The 13,576-nt window shown below is 67.3% G+C and carries 12 protein-coding genes; 7 read left to right on the top strand and 5 right to left on the bottom strand.

Going from position 1 to position 13,576, the window contains the following annotated elements; translation table 11 throughout:
• Window position 1: 1 nt before the first annotated feature.
• Entirely contained in the window at window positions 2-361 is a 360-nt protein-coding gene (locus GVY39_RS27645) for an Rv2640c family ArsR-like transcriptional regulator (RefSeq protein ID WP_159929649.1), read from the bottom strand.
• Between the two features lie 98 nt (window positions 362-459).
• On the opposite strand from GVY39_RS27645, the gene GVY39_RS27650 reads away from it, so the two are divergent.
• From GVY39_RS27650 to GVY39_RS27675, 6 genes are all read left to right on the top strand, one after another.
• Window positions 460-972: an ArsI/CadI family heavy metal resistance metalloenzyme gene (locus tag GVY39_RS27650; protein WP_159929651.1), complete on the top strand. Its 513-nt coding sequence runs from the start codon at window positions 460-462 to the stop codon at window positions 970-972.
• Window positions 973-1,345: 373 nt separating this feature from the next.
• Window positions 1,346-2,467, top strand: a complete 1,122-nt coding sequence (locus GVY39_RS27655; RefSeq protein ID WP_236565707.1) for an aminoglycoside phosphotransferase family protein — start codon at window positions 1,346-1,348, stop codon at window positions 2,465-2,467.
• 297 nt (window positions 2,468-2,764) lie between these two features.
• The gene (locus GVY39_RS27660; RefSeq protein ID WP_159929655.1) at window positions 2,765-4,051 is read left to right on the top strand and encodes a cytochrome P450; all 1,287 of its coding nucleotides are present in this window, start codon (window positions 2,765-2,767) and stop codon (window positions 4,049-4,051) included.
• A gap of 646 nt (window positions 4,052-4,697) precedes the next feature.
• Window positions 4,698-6,995: a nitrate- and nitrite sensing domain-containing protein gene (locus GVY39_RS27665; protein ID WP_236565710.1), complete on the top strand. Its 2,298-nt coding sequence runs from the start codon at window positions 4,698-4,700 to the stop codon at window positions 6,993-6,995.
• A gap of 31 nt (window positions 6,996-7,026) precedes the next feature.
• Window positions 7,027-7,443, top strand: coding sequence for a roadblock/LC7 domain-containing protein (locus GVY39_RS27670; RefSeq protein WP_159929659.1), 417 nt, complete (start codon window positions 7,027-7,029; stop codon window positions 7,441-7,443).
• Window positions 7,440-7,814 carry a DUF742 domain-containing protein gene (locus GVY39_RS27675; RefSeq protein WP_159929661.1) on the top strand — a complete coding sequence of 125 codons (375 nt, stop codon included), beginning with the start codon at window positions 7,440-7,442 and terminating at the stop codon, window positions 7,812-7,814. The genes GVY39_RS27670 and GVY39_RS27675 overlap by 4 nt, the downstream gene beginning before the upstream one ends.
• A gap of 21 nt (window positions 7,815-7,835) precedes the next feature.
• On the opposite strand, the gene GVY39_RS27680 is transcribed toward GVY39_RS27675, so the two are convergent.
• Together GVY39_RS27680 and GVY39_RS27685 are read right to left on the bottom strand one after the other, a co-directional pair.
• Window positions 7,836-9,791 (bottom strand): GMC family oxidoreductase, encoded by a 1,956-nt coding sequence (locus GVY39_RS27680; RefSeq protein ID WP_159929663.1) that lies wholly within the window; start codon window positions 9,789-9,791, stop codon window positions 7,836-7,838.
• Window positions 9,792-9,985: 194 nt separating this feature from the next.
• Window positions 9,986-10,570 (bottom strand): hypothetical protein, encoded by a 585-nt coding sequence (locus GVY39_RS27685; protein WP_159929665.1) that lies wholly within the window; start codon window positions 10,568-10,570, stop codon window positions 9,986-9,988.
• 436 nt (window positions 10,571-11,006) lie between these two features.
• Between GVY39_RS27685 and GVY39_RS27690 the strand changes: the two genes are divergently transcribed.
• Window positions 11,007-12,206: an alpha/beta hydrolase gene (locus GVY39_RS27690; RefSeq protein ID WP_159929667.1), complete on the top strand. Its 1,200-nt coding sequence runs from the start codon at window positions 11,007-11,009 to the stop codon at window positions 12,204-12,206.
• A 47-nt stretch (window positions 12,207-12,253) separates the two neighbouring features.
• Here GVY39_RS27690 and GVY39_RS27695 read toward each other — a convergent pair whose 3' ends face one another.
• Both GVY39_RS27695 and GVY39_RS27700 read right to left on the bottom strand, forming a co-directional pair.
• Window positions 12,254-13,009, bottom strand: a complete 756-nt coding sequence (locus GVY39_RS27695; protein ID WP_159929669.1) for a DUF6882 domain-containing protein — start codon at window positions 13,007-13,009, stop codon at window positions 12,254-12,256.
• Window positions 13,010-13,061: 52 nt separating this feature from the next.
• Window positions 13,062-13,415 (bottom strand): hypothetical protein, encoded by a 354-nt coding sequence (locus GVY39_RS27700; RefSeq protein WP_159929671.1) that lies wholly within the window; start codon window positions 13,413-13,415, stop codon window positions 13,062-13,064.
• Between the last annotated feature and the right edge of the window lie 161 nt (window positions 13,416-13,576).

Here is a 13,576-nt window from a genome sequence, read left to right on the forward strand (position 1 = left end):
GTCAGCGGCAGCAGTTCGGATCGAGCACCACGCACAACGCGGCCAGCGCGTCGCGGCGGGGGCGATGGAGAGTGTTCATGCCACGGCGTTCGGACTCGACCAGCCCGGCCTTGCGCAGCTGCCCGAGATGATGACTGACCGTCGACTCGCTCAAACCGACCGCCGCGGCGAGATCGCCGCCGTTCTCCGCGCCGGACGAGCTGGTCAACAGCAGCGACAACAGGCGCACGCGCACCGGATCGGCGATCGCCTTCAATCGCAGCGCCACCTCCAGCGCGGCGTTCTCGTCCACCGGCCCCGCCGCGACCGGGGGGCAGCAGACCGGGGCGGACATGTCGATCACCGGCAGCGTCTTGGGCATGCGACCCAGACTACCGAAAGCATTGACATATGTCGAAAAGGTGGCAGACTCGGCACCGAACCGGTTCTTCGATATATGTCACAAAAGTGGAGGTAGCCATGTCCCGCATCCAGCTCGCCCTCAATGTCGACGACCTCGAACAGGCCGTCACGTTCTACTCGACGCTGTTCGGCGCCGAACCGGCCAAGCGCAAGCCCGGCTACGCGAATTTCGCGATCACCGAGCCGCCCTTGAAGCTGGTCCTGCTCGAGAACCCAGGCCACGGCGGCAGTGTCAACCATCTCGGCGTGGAGGTCGAGACCTCCGATCAAGTGCACGCCGAGATCGCCCGCCTGTCGGAAGCAGGCTTGTTCACCGAGGAGCAGATCGCCACCACGTGTTGCTTCGCGACCCAGGACAAGGTGTGGATCACCGCGCCGGACAAGGAGCGCTGGGAGGTCTACACCGTGCTGGCCGACAGCGACACCTTCGGCGCCGCACCCGAACTCGGCGACGCGGAGGCGGTGCAGGCCTGTTGCGGCACCGCCGAAGACGCCGCCGCCGAGGGCGCGTGCTGTAGTTCGACCGCGAAGAAGGAAGCGGTCGCGTCCGGCGCCACCTGCTGCGACTGATTCCGCCGCGGTAGGCCCGGCCGCACGGTCGCGTGAGGACAAATCCTTCGCGCAGCACCTGCGCGTGCTGCGCGAAGGGGTTGCCCGACAGTCTCGGATGTCAAGAGACACCGCGGTATCCACCGAGAAGACGGGCGAAATCGACCACGCCGCGACGCTGTTCGGTCGCACGAAGTTGACCACAGCGACGACGAAACCGAGTTCCCGTGTGCGGGAAGTAGATTCGCGCCCGACGCCTGATCGGGTACTGTCCTACCGCCCGTGCACTCGACGGGCCTGCTGCTCAGAACATCTTCGGCACACTCGGGAATCGAGGCAACGCGTGAATCACAAGCTCTGGCTGCTCGGGAGGCTCGTCACAGTCGGTGGTCACATGCTAGGTGAGAAGCTCGCCCGGCCGAAAGCACGCCGCATCGAGGACGTCCCGGTCTCCGGTGACGCGATCACCGCCGAGTGGCTGACGGCCGTACTGTGCCGCGACGTCCCCGCGGCCGAAGTGGTCTCGTTCGAGACTTCCAACGGCAGCAGCGGCACATCCACCCGGGTGGCGCTGAGCGTCCAGTACAACGAGCCGGGCGAGCAAGCCGGATTGCCGACCCGGTTGTTCGCCAAGACCACCACGTCGCTCAGCCAGCGCATCCTGCTCGGCGGAGCGAAGATGATCGACGGCGAAACCCGCTTCTTCAGGGACTTCCGCCCCGCCGTCGACATGGAGGCGCCGTTGGGTTACTGGGGCGCCGTCGATCCGGCGTCGTGGCGGTCGATCGCGCTCATGGAGGACATCGCCGCGACCCGTGGCGCGGTGTTCATCGAACCGAACGCGCCGATCGCCCGCCACCAGATGGAGGATTTGGTACGCAATCTCGCTCGGCTGCACGGGACCTTCTGGAAGCATCCAGCGCTCGCGGAGCTCGGTACGCCGAACGACATGCTCGACGCCGTACTCGCCGCGATCGACATGAAGAAGCGATGCGAGGTCGGGTTGAAGCGGGCCGAATCGGTCATCCCCGAGTCCCTGCACGGGCAGAGCGAGCGGTTGTGGGCCGGAGTCGAGAAGGCCCTCGACATCGCGACCGGGAACATGCCGCCGACCTTGCTGCACGGCGATCCGCACATCGGGCAGACCTACGTGACCGGTGACGGACGGATGGGATTGGTCGACTGGCAGGTCGTGATGCAGGGCGGCTGGGCGCACGATTTCGCGTATACCGTGAATTCCGGCTGCGAACCGGAAGACCGGCGCGCTTGGGACCGCGCACTACTGGAGCTGTATCTGGATGAACTCGGGCGGGCCGGCGGCGAAGTGCCGTCGTTCGACGACGCCTGGCTGGCCTACCGGCAACAGTCCATGTTCGCCTACGCGGCATGGGCGTTCACCATCGGTCGCGCCGTCTACCAACCCAAGATGCAGACCGAACAGACCTGCCTGACGCTGTTGAAGCGCATCACCACCGCTCTGGACGACCACGATTCGCTAGGCGCCCTCGGCGTTTGAGAGAACCGGCACAGACACCGATATAGTCGGCGGCATTGCCGAGCACCGACGGAGCTGCTTCGACCGACTCCATGCCGAATCGTCTCGCCACCCAGGTGGCGGGGCGAGCACGGCATCGAATCCACCAGCGGCGCCGGAACCGATTGTCGCCAGCAGCGGGGACTCGATGTCACAACCGGCGCTATATCATCGCCCGGTTCCGGCAGACACAGCTAACGCTCTCTCCGGAGCCACGACTCGGCACGCCGGTCCGCTCTAGCACGCCCGCACCGCACACGATTGTCTGGAGTTCCATACTTGAGTACGCCGCCGTCCGGTAGCAGCGCCGGATCCTGCCCGATCGTCCACGGCTCGCCGATCGACTCCGACGGACCACGCGTACCACTGCACACGCCGGAATTCGCCGCCGATCCGCACCGTGCCTACCGTGAGATGCGCGGGCGGTACGGCTCTTTGGCTCCGGTGACGCTCGCACCGGGCGTGCCCGCCACGCTGGTGATCGGCTACGCCACCGCGGTGCGGATCCTCAACGATCCCGACCACTTCCCCGCCGATCCACGCACTTGGCAGAAGAGCGTCCCGTCCGACTGCCCCATCCTGCCGCTGTTGGAGTGGCGGCCCACCGCTAGCAGGAGCGCCGGAACCGACTTCGCGCGCTACCGGCAGGCCATCACCACCAGCCTGGGCGCGGTCGATCTGTACGCGCTGCAAGGCGCCGTCGAAGACATCGCCGCCCCACTGGTCAACACCTTCTGCCAGGACGGCAATGCCGAATTGATCAGCCAGTACGTGTTCCCGCTGGTCTTCGCGGCGGTCAATTCCCTGCTCGGCTGCCCGCCGGAGATCGGCCAGCGACTCGCCGCCGCCACGGCCGCGATCGTCGAAGGCGTCGACGCCGACCACGGCAACAAGATCCTGTACGAGGCGCTGCTGGAGTTGGTGGCGCTCAAGCGGGCCGCGCCGCGCGGCGACGTCACCACGAGACTGCTCCAGCATCCGGCGGGCCTGGATGAGATGGAGTTGGTCAACCATGTCGCGCAGGTCTACGGCTCGGGTATCGAATTCCTGCTGAACCTGATCGTCAACACCCTGCTGCTGATCCTCACCGACGATCGGTTCGGTGACAGCGTGATGGGCGGGAATCTGTCCTCCCGCGAGGCGCTGGACGAGGTGCTGTTCAACGACCCGCCCCTGGCGAACCTGCTGATCACCTACCCGCGACATCCGATTCTCGTGGACGGCGTCTGGCTGCCCGCGCATCAACCGGTCGTCATCAGCATGGCGGCTTGCAACAACGACCCCGCCATCCGCTCCGAGAACCAGACGGGCAACCGCTCGCACCTGGCGTGGGGCCTCGGCCCCCATGCCTGCCCGGCACAATCCATGGCCTACCTGATCGCCCAGGAGGCGATCGACCAGCTGCTCGACGCACTGCCCGAGATGCGGCTGGATCTTCCCGGCGGAGCGCCGAGCTGGAGACCAGGTCCCTTTCACCGAGCCCTGACCGCTCTACCGGTCACCTTCCCGCCCTCCTCTCCCTTGCACGTATACAGCGAACCGGCTGTCGGGAGCGCCACACGTTAGGGAGCCACGGTCCAATTTCACCTCCGCCGGCGGCCGGAGCTCGCGCAGACCGAATTTGGCGCACGTCTCGACGTATCGAAAACCACCCGGTGCTGCGAAATGCGACGAGAACTGACGATAAGTTCGACATAGGCTTTTGCTCTGATCAATCGCGCCTCCCGGAAGGTTACGGGCAGCGCACGATCCGCGACGTCACCCTTGCCCGGATACGGGCTACCGTGCGTGGCGATGCACAGGACGGGGAGGGTTCGCGAACCTGGTGTGGCCGGATGGTCGTGAACAGCGCGGATTGCCGAGCCACGGGCCGGCTGCCGCCCGGCTTCACATGCCCATGGCGTGCTCGCCGCCGGGCCGGTCGGGCTGGTACGAGCGACCGCGCAACAAGCCCTCAATTCAGGAATAATCGCGGTCCACTTGTCGGGTATCACGAATACGTGTGATTTGCGATGTTATCGCCACACTTTCGTTATTCTTCGGACGGGTACAGGTGAGGTGCCGCCCGGCTCGGGCGGGGCCGTGTCAGAGGTGGGCATTTCCAGCCGTGAGCAAGTGGTCTGAGCTAGGTGAATCCGCTGTGAAAGCGGTTCGGTCGAGCCGGCGTGATGTCCGTGGGCGAGTAAGTGTCCGGGTTCGGCTGTTGGCGATCGTGCTGATCTCGAGCGTCACGCTGCTCACGATCGGTGTGGGAGCGGCGGGTTACCTGGTGAGATCCGCTCGGGCGGCGCAGGAATGGGCGGAGCTGGCCAGTAGCACGACAGGACCGGCCATCCTCATGGTCGAGGCGTTCCAGGAAGAGCGCCGCTTGTCGCTGTTGTATCTGGCCGGTGATGCCGGCGTCGTACCGGCACTCGCCTCGGCGCGACAACGCTCGGACGCGGCGCTGGCGGCGGTGATCGCCAAAGGCGACGCCGCCCGCAAACTCAACCCCGCCGGCTCCGCCTCCGACATCGAAGGCTACAACAAGGCGTTCTCCATGGTGCCGACGCTGCGCGGCGGGGTCGACGCACGGCAAGCCCCGCCGAACGAGGTATTCGGAGCCTTCAGCCAGGTCATCGGCACGATCATCGCCGCGTCGATGCTGGCCGCCCGGGTGGCTCCGGAAGCCGACATCGCCATGGAACTGGGCTATGGTGTCGAACCCCTGCGCGCGGCCGAAGCGTTGTCGATGGCGGACACTCTGGGTGCGGTGGCACTGACCGTCGGCCAGCACACTCCCGCGCAGTTGATCGAATTCAACCGGTTGGTCGGCGAATTCCGCAGTGAAGTCGCCTACTCGAGCCGCGTGCTGCGGGGCACTCGGCTCGCCCAACTCGAGGAGATCACCGGTGCGGCGGTCTACCAGCAGGTGATCGCCATGCAGGATGCGGTGTCGATGCGGGGCCCGGTGGAGGCGGGCACGGACGTCGACGAGTCCCCTCGGTCCACGGACGGCACCGGCCGAACCCGAGGCTCCACCTCCGAGACCGTGCCGCTGCCCATGGACCTCGCGGCCTGGCAGGACGCTTCCGGAAAGGTCGTGGCGGCCCTGCTGAAGCTCTGGGAGTACCAGAGCCGTGACGCCCACGACATCGCGCGCGAGCGGGGCGACCGGACCGCGCAGCAGTCCCTGCTGGGTGGCGCGGCGGTGTTGCTCATCGCGACCCTCGCCTTCCTCGCGGCACTGGTCCTGGCCAATCGCTTCATCGCACGGATGCGCCGATTGCGGCGCGACACCCTGGAATTGGCGGATCAGCAACTGCCCGAGGTCATGGGCAGACTCGGTCGAGGTGAGAATCTCGACTCCGAGACGGCGCTGACGCGCCTGGATTACGGCACCGACGAATTGGGCCAGGTGGCCGACGCCTTCAACCGCGCCCACGTCGCGGCCGTGTCGGCGGCCGTCGCGGAGGCGAAGACACGAGCGGGCGTCAACGCGGTATTCCTCAACATCGCCCACCGCAGCCAAGTCGTCGTGCACCGCCAGCTCGCGCTGCTCGACCAGGCCGAGCGCAAGGAGGAGAACCCCGACCAGCTCGAGTTGCTGTTCCAGCTCGACCACCTGGCGACGCGGGCGCGGCGCAACGCCGAGAATCTCATCATCCTCGGTGGCGAGAAACCGGGCAGGCGCTGGCGCAAGCCGGTGCCGCTGCTGGACCTGGTCCGCGCCGCGGTCGCGGAAAGTCTGGATTACGCCCGGATTCAGACCGGCCGCCTGCCGGAGGTCCAGGTGTCGAGCAACGCCGTAGCCGACCTGATCCATTTGATGGCCGAGCTGATGGACAACGCGACAGCCTTCTCGCCCCCGCAGGCACGGGTCGAGGTATCCGGCGTCGTGGTCGGGCGCGGGGTGGCGGTCGAGATCATCGATCAGGGTCTCGGTATGCCGGACGCCGACTTCGTCACGCGTAACGGATTGCTCTCCAACCCGCCGGATTTCAGTGTGGTGACCTTGTCCGGCGAAACCCGCCTCGGGTTGTTCGTGGTCGCGAAACTGGCTCACCGCCACAGTGTTTCGGTGCGCCTGGGTGAATCCGTCTACGGGGGCGTGCGGGCGGTGGTGCTGATTCCGAGCGCACTGCTGCAGTCCGAGACCCGACCCGGTGAACACGAAGACGGCGACGAGGTCCAGCCCGCGCAGATATCGGTGCCGGACAACGCGGCGCCTCGGCCGTCGCCGGTGGAGAAGCGATCGGCATGGTTCACGTCGTCCTCCGAACAGCCCCTGACCTCGGGCGCGCCGAGCGAACACCGCGGATGGGACTCGAACGCCACACCGCCTGCCGAGCCCGCACCGGATACCCGGCCGCCGTTGCCGCGCCGCCGTCGCCAGTCCCCCGAGGAGCAGACGGCGCCGCCCCCCGCCGCCCCGGCACGGCAGCGTACCGCCGAGGAAGCACGCAATCTGATGAGTGCCATCGAGAGCGGAACCCGCCAGGGACGCCGGAGCCGTCCCGACTCCGACTAGTCCGCAATCGAACTCACCGTAGAAGGCGACGATGACTACTTCTCAGGGAACCGGCCTCGGCTGGCTGCTCGACGAGCTGGTCAGCGGACTGGCCGGAGCCCAGTCCGCGGTCCTGCTGTCCTCGGACGGGCTGCTGCTGGGCCACTCGCGTCAGCTGGACAAGGCCGACGCCGAGCGGTTCTGCGCGATGGCATCGGCACTGCACAGTCTGTCCCGGAGTGTCGGCCACCACTTCGACGCCGGTGGCGTCTGCCAGACGGTGGTCGAACTCGACCGCGCGGTGCTGTTCGTCACCGCGGCCGGGGCCAACGCGTGCTTGGCGTTGCTGGCCTCCGAGACCGCCGATATGGGTATGGTGGCCTACGAAATGAACCAGACGGTGCAGCGAGTCGGAACGCATCTTTCGGTCGACACGCGCCCGCATCCCCCTGCTCAGACGCGACCATGAGTTATCCGCACGATCCCTGGTACGAGGAAGACGCCGGACCGCTGGTCCGGCTGTTCGCCATCACCCGCGGCCGGGGGCGTACCGCGCGACCGGAACTCAACGTGGCCACCCTGGTGGTCGACGCCGCGCCCGGTACCGCGCTGCGGCGCGCAGATCCGGAATACGCCGCGATCGTGCAGTTGTGCCACAGCCCGCAGTCGGTGGCCGAGGTGTCCGCGCGACTGAGCCTGCCCCTGACGATGACGAAGGTCCTCATCGGAGACCTGCTCGACGACGGCCGGTTGATCTGCCGGTCGACTCAGCCCACGATGGGGGCGGAGCCGGATCTCGGCCTCCTGCGCGCGGTGCTCGAGGGCATCCGAGCGATTTGACCGCTTCGCTCCGACACGGAGTCAGATCAGCTGCGCCGCAAGGCGCTTGGCGTTCATGTAGGCGATCGCCTCGATCGACACCATCGGATTGACGCCCGAGGCGGTGGGGAAGCACGACGCGTCGGCGACGACGACGTTCGTCACTTCCCAGGTGGCGCCGTCCGGGTTGGTGGCCGAGGTCTTCGGCGAGCCACCCATTCGGGCCGAACCCATGATGTGCAGCGCGCCGAGGGAACATTGCCCCGGGCCGTACCCGGCGGCCCGGCACGCGGCGGCGAATTCGTCGTGCGAACCGTGCCTGCCCGGCTCATAGGAGATGCCGGCTTGGTGCCCGGAGAAGATGCGGCGCGCACCCGCTGCTTCCAGAATGCTCGCCGCCCCCTCGAACCCGGTGTGCAGATGAGCGGCGTCATAGTCCGACAGCCGGTAATGGACGATCGGCTCACCACTGCGGTCGAGGGACACGGTGCCCGAATCCCGGTCCCGGGTAATGATCCCGATCGCGTTGGAATGCGCGAAGTCGAGCATGGTGGCTCGATGGTTCGCGGCGCCGCGCCAGCTCATGAATCCGGTGGCGAGGCCCGGATGTACCGGACCGGTTTCGTAGATCACGCCGTAGCCGTTGCCGTCCAGGTCGCTGTGTTCGCGGCAGATCCTCGTCTGCAGACCGCCTTCCCACGGCCGGATCTCTTCGGCGAACACGCCGAACACCGCGGCCGCCGGGTGCAAGCGCAAGTGGCGGCCGATATTGGCGTTGCGCAACCCGGAGCGCCGCAGCAACGCCGGAGTCTGGATCGCTCCGGCCGACACCACCACCGCGCGGGCGTGCACCTGGATCTCCACGCCGTCGGAGGTGACGGCCGAAACTCCCTGGGCGCGTCCGCCTCGCACGGTGATGCGCCGCACGTCGGCGTCCACGACGAGGCGGGCGCCCCGATCGGCCGCATCCGCGAGCCAGGTCTTGGTCGCCGACTGTTTGGCGCCCAGCCTGCAGCCGTATCCGCATCGACCGCACTCGACACCGGCGTCGCAGGCGTCGGTGACGTTGCGCGGCAACGTATCCACTTCCCAGCCCAGCGCGCGGGCGCCGCGCTCGAGCACACCGTCGCGCGCCGACAGAACCGACCGCTGATCGGTGACACCGAGCCGCCGTTGCACGACCTCGAGCGCTTCGCCGAATTCGGTCTCGGCGAACTGGGCGGCGCCCAGCGCGGCCCACTCCGCCCGGACGTCGTCCGGCGTCGGCAAGGACGTGCTCCAGTTCACGACCGTTCCGCCACCCAGGCACGAGCCCGCGACGAGGGTGATCTGGCCCTCGGTCGAGCCGGGCGGCCCCGGCGCGTACAGGTGCTGCAGCCCGCCGAGCTCGCCGGTGCCGAAATCGCGGTCGTCGTAGTAGTTCCCGCGTTCCAGCACCACGACATCGAGTCCCGCTTCGGCCAGTACCGCGGCCGCGACCCCGCCTCCGGCCCCGGACCCGACCACCACGACGTCACAGCGCAGTTCGGTGGTCTCGCCGCATCGCAGCGGAGCCAGCGCGGGCGCGGGCGCGGTTTGCAGCGGCCCGGCCGGGGCCGGATATCCGATCTCCTTCCACAGCGGGTTGGCGCCCGCGGGACCGGGAGTGATGTTGTAGGACAGCAGCGATGCTTGTTTGAGCGCCTGGAAGATCACTCGCACCGACTCGAAACGAGAGTCGGCGAGCCGCAGCAACGCCCGTTCGCGTTGCTCCTGCGACAGGCTGGTGAAGCGTCGCGGACCGCTGCCGGTGAGCAAGCCGGCCAGCCGTGAATCCCACAGGTTCAGCAGCGTGGCCAATTGCTTCTTCTCGGCCTCGCGGGGATTGCGCCCCAGCAGTTGGAAGACGGTCTCGACGGCTCCGATCGCGCTGGCCGACGGCAGCGTCAGCCCGTCGCCCGGGTTGAAGGTGTCGCAGATGACGTTCATCGCCGCGCGTTGCTTGGCCGTTGGCTGCATGTCGAACAGTCCCCTTCGTGTCGCAGGTGAGTTCTATCACACGACGTGAACAACTGTTAACCAAACTGGTGTTTATCCAGGTTGTACTTGAATTTCTGGAGAGAATTCATGGACACATAGCCGCCCTTCGGACCCGCGGCGCCGACGCTGCCCACAGCGCCACCCGGAGTCGGGCAGGCGATCCTTGCGGACGTTCATGCCGCGATGACGATGTCCGCCGCGTATCCGACCATCAGGAACGCGTGGACGACGTCGATGAGCGCTCCGGCGAGTTCGACCGTCCGATCCGTGCCGGTCGTCGGCCGCGACAGCGACCACCGGGTGAAGGTGCGCTCGGCATGTACCGCCAGCCGTAACAATTGGGTGCGATAGGACCCGAGCAGCGGCTGGTCGGACGCACCGAGTGCGGCGGAGGTGAGATGCGCGCAGCGACCTATCGTCACCACGACCTCGAGCACCTCGTCCGGTACCGCCGTGATGACGTGGGCGTCCGCGAGCGCGGCCGCGGCGCGCGTCCGCTCCACGACGCGGCCGAGCGCCGCCCCGAGTTCGGACGATCTCGCGGCCTCGGCGGCTCCGGGCCCGGACTCCAGAGTGGTGGTCAAGTTGCCGATCACCACGCTCAGCGCGTGCTCGACTCGGCGTAACCGAGTGAGGATGCCGGAGGCATCGACCGGGGAGCACCCGAAGTCCGCCAGGATCGTCGCAGCCTCCACCAACGTCGCGGCCGCCGCACGGAAGTAGATTTCCGTCGCCGCACCGGCCGGTAGCGTGCCCATGCCCACTCCTCGGGAAGATCTTTCGATCAGTTGCCATGGCGTTTCGGCGCTGACCGGACATCATTGACCGGATGGCGCCGACGACCCCGCCCAGCTCCGATAGCAATCAGGTCGAAGCTACCACACGTGTTGATAATTGCTAATAACATATCCCACCTATGCCCAGGTAGATTCCCCCGTCATGTTCGTGAACGCTCAGTTACTTATCGGCGGCGGTTATGGCGGCTGAGCAGCCCAGTTACCAGACCGTGCGACCCGACGCGCGCGGGCGATCGAAGTGAGTTCGACCGGCGGCGGTTCCCTCCCGTCCGCTTGGACCCGGGCGATCGCCGAGCCCGGCAACGAGCAGATCGCACGGCGCCACCGATCTCTCCCAGGACAGCTCCCGCGAGAGCAATGATGGAGCTGAGCCGATGACCATCGAGAGGATCGACCGATGTACCGTTCGAGGCGCTGCCTGGTCGTGGTGGTCGTCCTGCTGGGCGCCGCCGTCGGGTGCGGGGACACCGAACACGAGCGGCAGCCCGCCCGGGGCGAGATCGTGTCGACCACGCCCGTACTGAGTCTGCCGCCGGACCAGACCGCGGCACTGTTGGCCGACGGCGGAATCCGGACTCCCGTCCGAAACGGCGTCGACGCCTTCCGCGTCGACTACCGCACGATCACTCCGCAGGGCGAGCCGACCACCGCCAGTGGACTGGTGGTGCTGCCTCGAACCGAGGCCCGGCGATTGCGTGCGGTCAGCTACGCGCACGGGACCATGACGCTGAAGAGTGACGCGCCGTCGGTCGACACGCGCAACCTCCCAGATCGGCTGCGTACGGTGGCGTTCGCCGCCGCGGGCTATGCCGCGATGGCGCCGGACTACTTGGGCCTCGGGAACGGCGCGGGGCCCCATCCCTACACCCATGCGCCGTCGGAGGTCAGCGCTTCGGGTGATCTGTTGCGGGCGGCCGATACCCTGGTCACACAACAGCGCCGTGAGCTGGACCGGAACGTCCTGGTGACCGGCTTCTCCCAGGGGGGTCACGCCGCGATGGCGCTGGGCAAGGCACTGCACGCCCGTGCGATCCCCGGCTTCGGGGTCGCCGCGCTGGCCCCGGTCAGCGGGCCCTACGACCTCCAGCACGTCCAAGCGCCCGCCGCATTCGAAGGGCAGGTCGTACCGGGCGCGGCGGTCCTGTTCCTCTCCTACTGGATCACCTCGATGAACCGGATCCACCACCTCTACGACGATCCGATGGAAGCCTTCCAAGCACCGTATGCCGACAAAGTCGAAGAACTCTTCGACGGCTTCCACAGCGAGATCACCATCGTGACGTCGCTGGCGGCCACCCCGAAGCAACTGCTGACCCCACGCTTCCTGGAGTTGGCCGCCGAGCCGACCGGCGCCGCAGCGAGGGCGATCGCCGACAGCGACGGCACCTGCGACTGGACTCCTCCCGTGCCCGTCCACCTCTACGCCTCCCGCGGCGACCGCGCCGTCCCCTACGCCAATGCCGAGCACTGCCTGAGAGCCCTCGACAGCGGCAACGCCACGCTGCGCGATCTGGGCGACCTCGACCATGCCGCGACCGCCCGGATCGCCTTCCCCGAGATCCTCGACCGGTTCGAGCAACTGTTTCCGCCGAACTGACCGGCGCCGCCGAGGAGGGTCGCGGCGTCGGCGTCGCGACGCGACGGTCAGTGGGACTCGGCCGACTGTCTCCTCAGCGCGAAGGGCGCCTCGATCCGATCCATCACGATGCGGATATCGAGGTTCGAGACCTCGCCGGAAGCGTCGAACTCGACGTCGCCCGCGACACCGTGGCCGCTGAACTCCAGCCATCGGTAGTCGTCAAGGAACTCCGTGACCAAGCCGCGCCGGGTCAGGTAGCTGTGCACGGCACGCCGGTGATCCGTCAGCGGCAGCGCACCGAAACCGTAGGCCAGCACGCGAGCGAGGCCGGAAGCCGTCGGGGCGGGCAGCTCGAACGCCGGATGGTCGACGAGGAACGCGACGCAGGCGCCGTCGATGACGCCGCAGTAGGAACTCCAGCGCCCGCAGACGATCTTCGCGGCGTCCGCCATCAGGGCGGCCACCTGAGCGGGCTCCGGCGCCGCACCACCGAGGACGACGGGCAGTTCCGCCGAACACAATTCGGCGACTCCGTACCGGAAGCCGAACTCACGCACCGTCTCCGCGGCACGCAGCAGCGACCGCGGGTAGCCCCAGGGATTCACCCAGCCCCACAGCCACCAATCGGCGTCGGCCGTACCGAGCAGATGGACGTCGGTGCACACGAAGGAGCGCTCCTCGCCGCGGAATTCCAGCCGCCTTCCCTCCAGGTCGGCCTCCAACACGTGTACGCCCAGCAGTTCTTCGAGGTGGAGCCGGTGTTCGAGGGACAGCAAGCCCGCGTCATCGAGAAGTCTCGTCAGTGGCACGGAGTGGGACACCGCGTCAGCGTAGTCAACGGGGCTGCGCCACTTCGAGACCGACTCCTCCCACCTATCCGAAAGAACTCACGTTGTTCACTTGGTTCGAGGTGGTGTAGCCACTGACGTGATAGGTGATGGTGAAGGAACCGTCCGAACTCGTCCAAGTGACCGGCGACCACTCACCGGCCTCGGAGAACAGTATGTAGATCTCGTGACCGGCCTCGTACTCCGCGCTGGTGGCGCCGGGAGCCAACACGAAAAGCTCCTTGGGATTGTTCCATTCTTGTCGATAGACCGAAATGTGGCCGCCGGAATCGTTGTGCAGCTTGTACCATCCGGGCGAACTCCGCTCCGCGGGCTCCGGGGACGGCGACGGCGAGGCGACGGTCTTCCGCTTGGTCACCATTCTGGCGGTCTCGGTCATTCGACGCTCCTTCGGTCCGCGGTGGGCATGCCAGGAATCGACAACGCGAACCCGGCCGGACGACGCCGACGCCCGCCGCGTTTCCACACGGGAACGGCTGACCGAGTCGCGGAGAATAGTGACCAGAAGTGAATCGACGAGGCTTGTCTATTCTCACCGCA

The organism is Nocardia sp. CY15 (assembly GCF_009829295.1).
Lineage (GTDB): Bacteria > Actinomycetota > Actinomycetes > Mycobacteriales > Mycobacteriaceae > Nocardia > Nocardia sputi.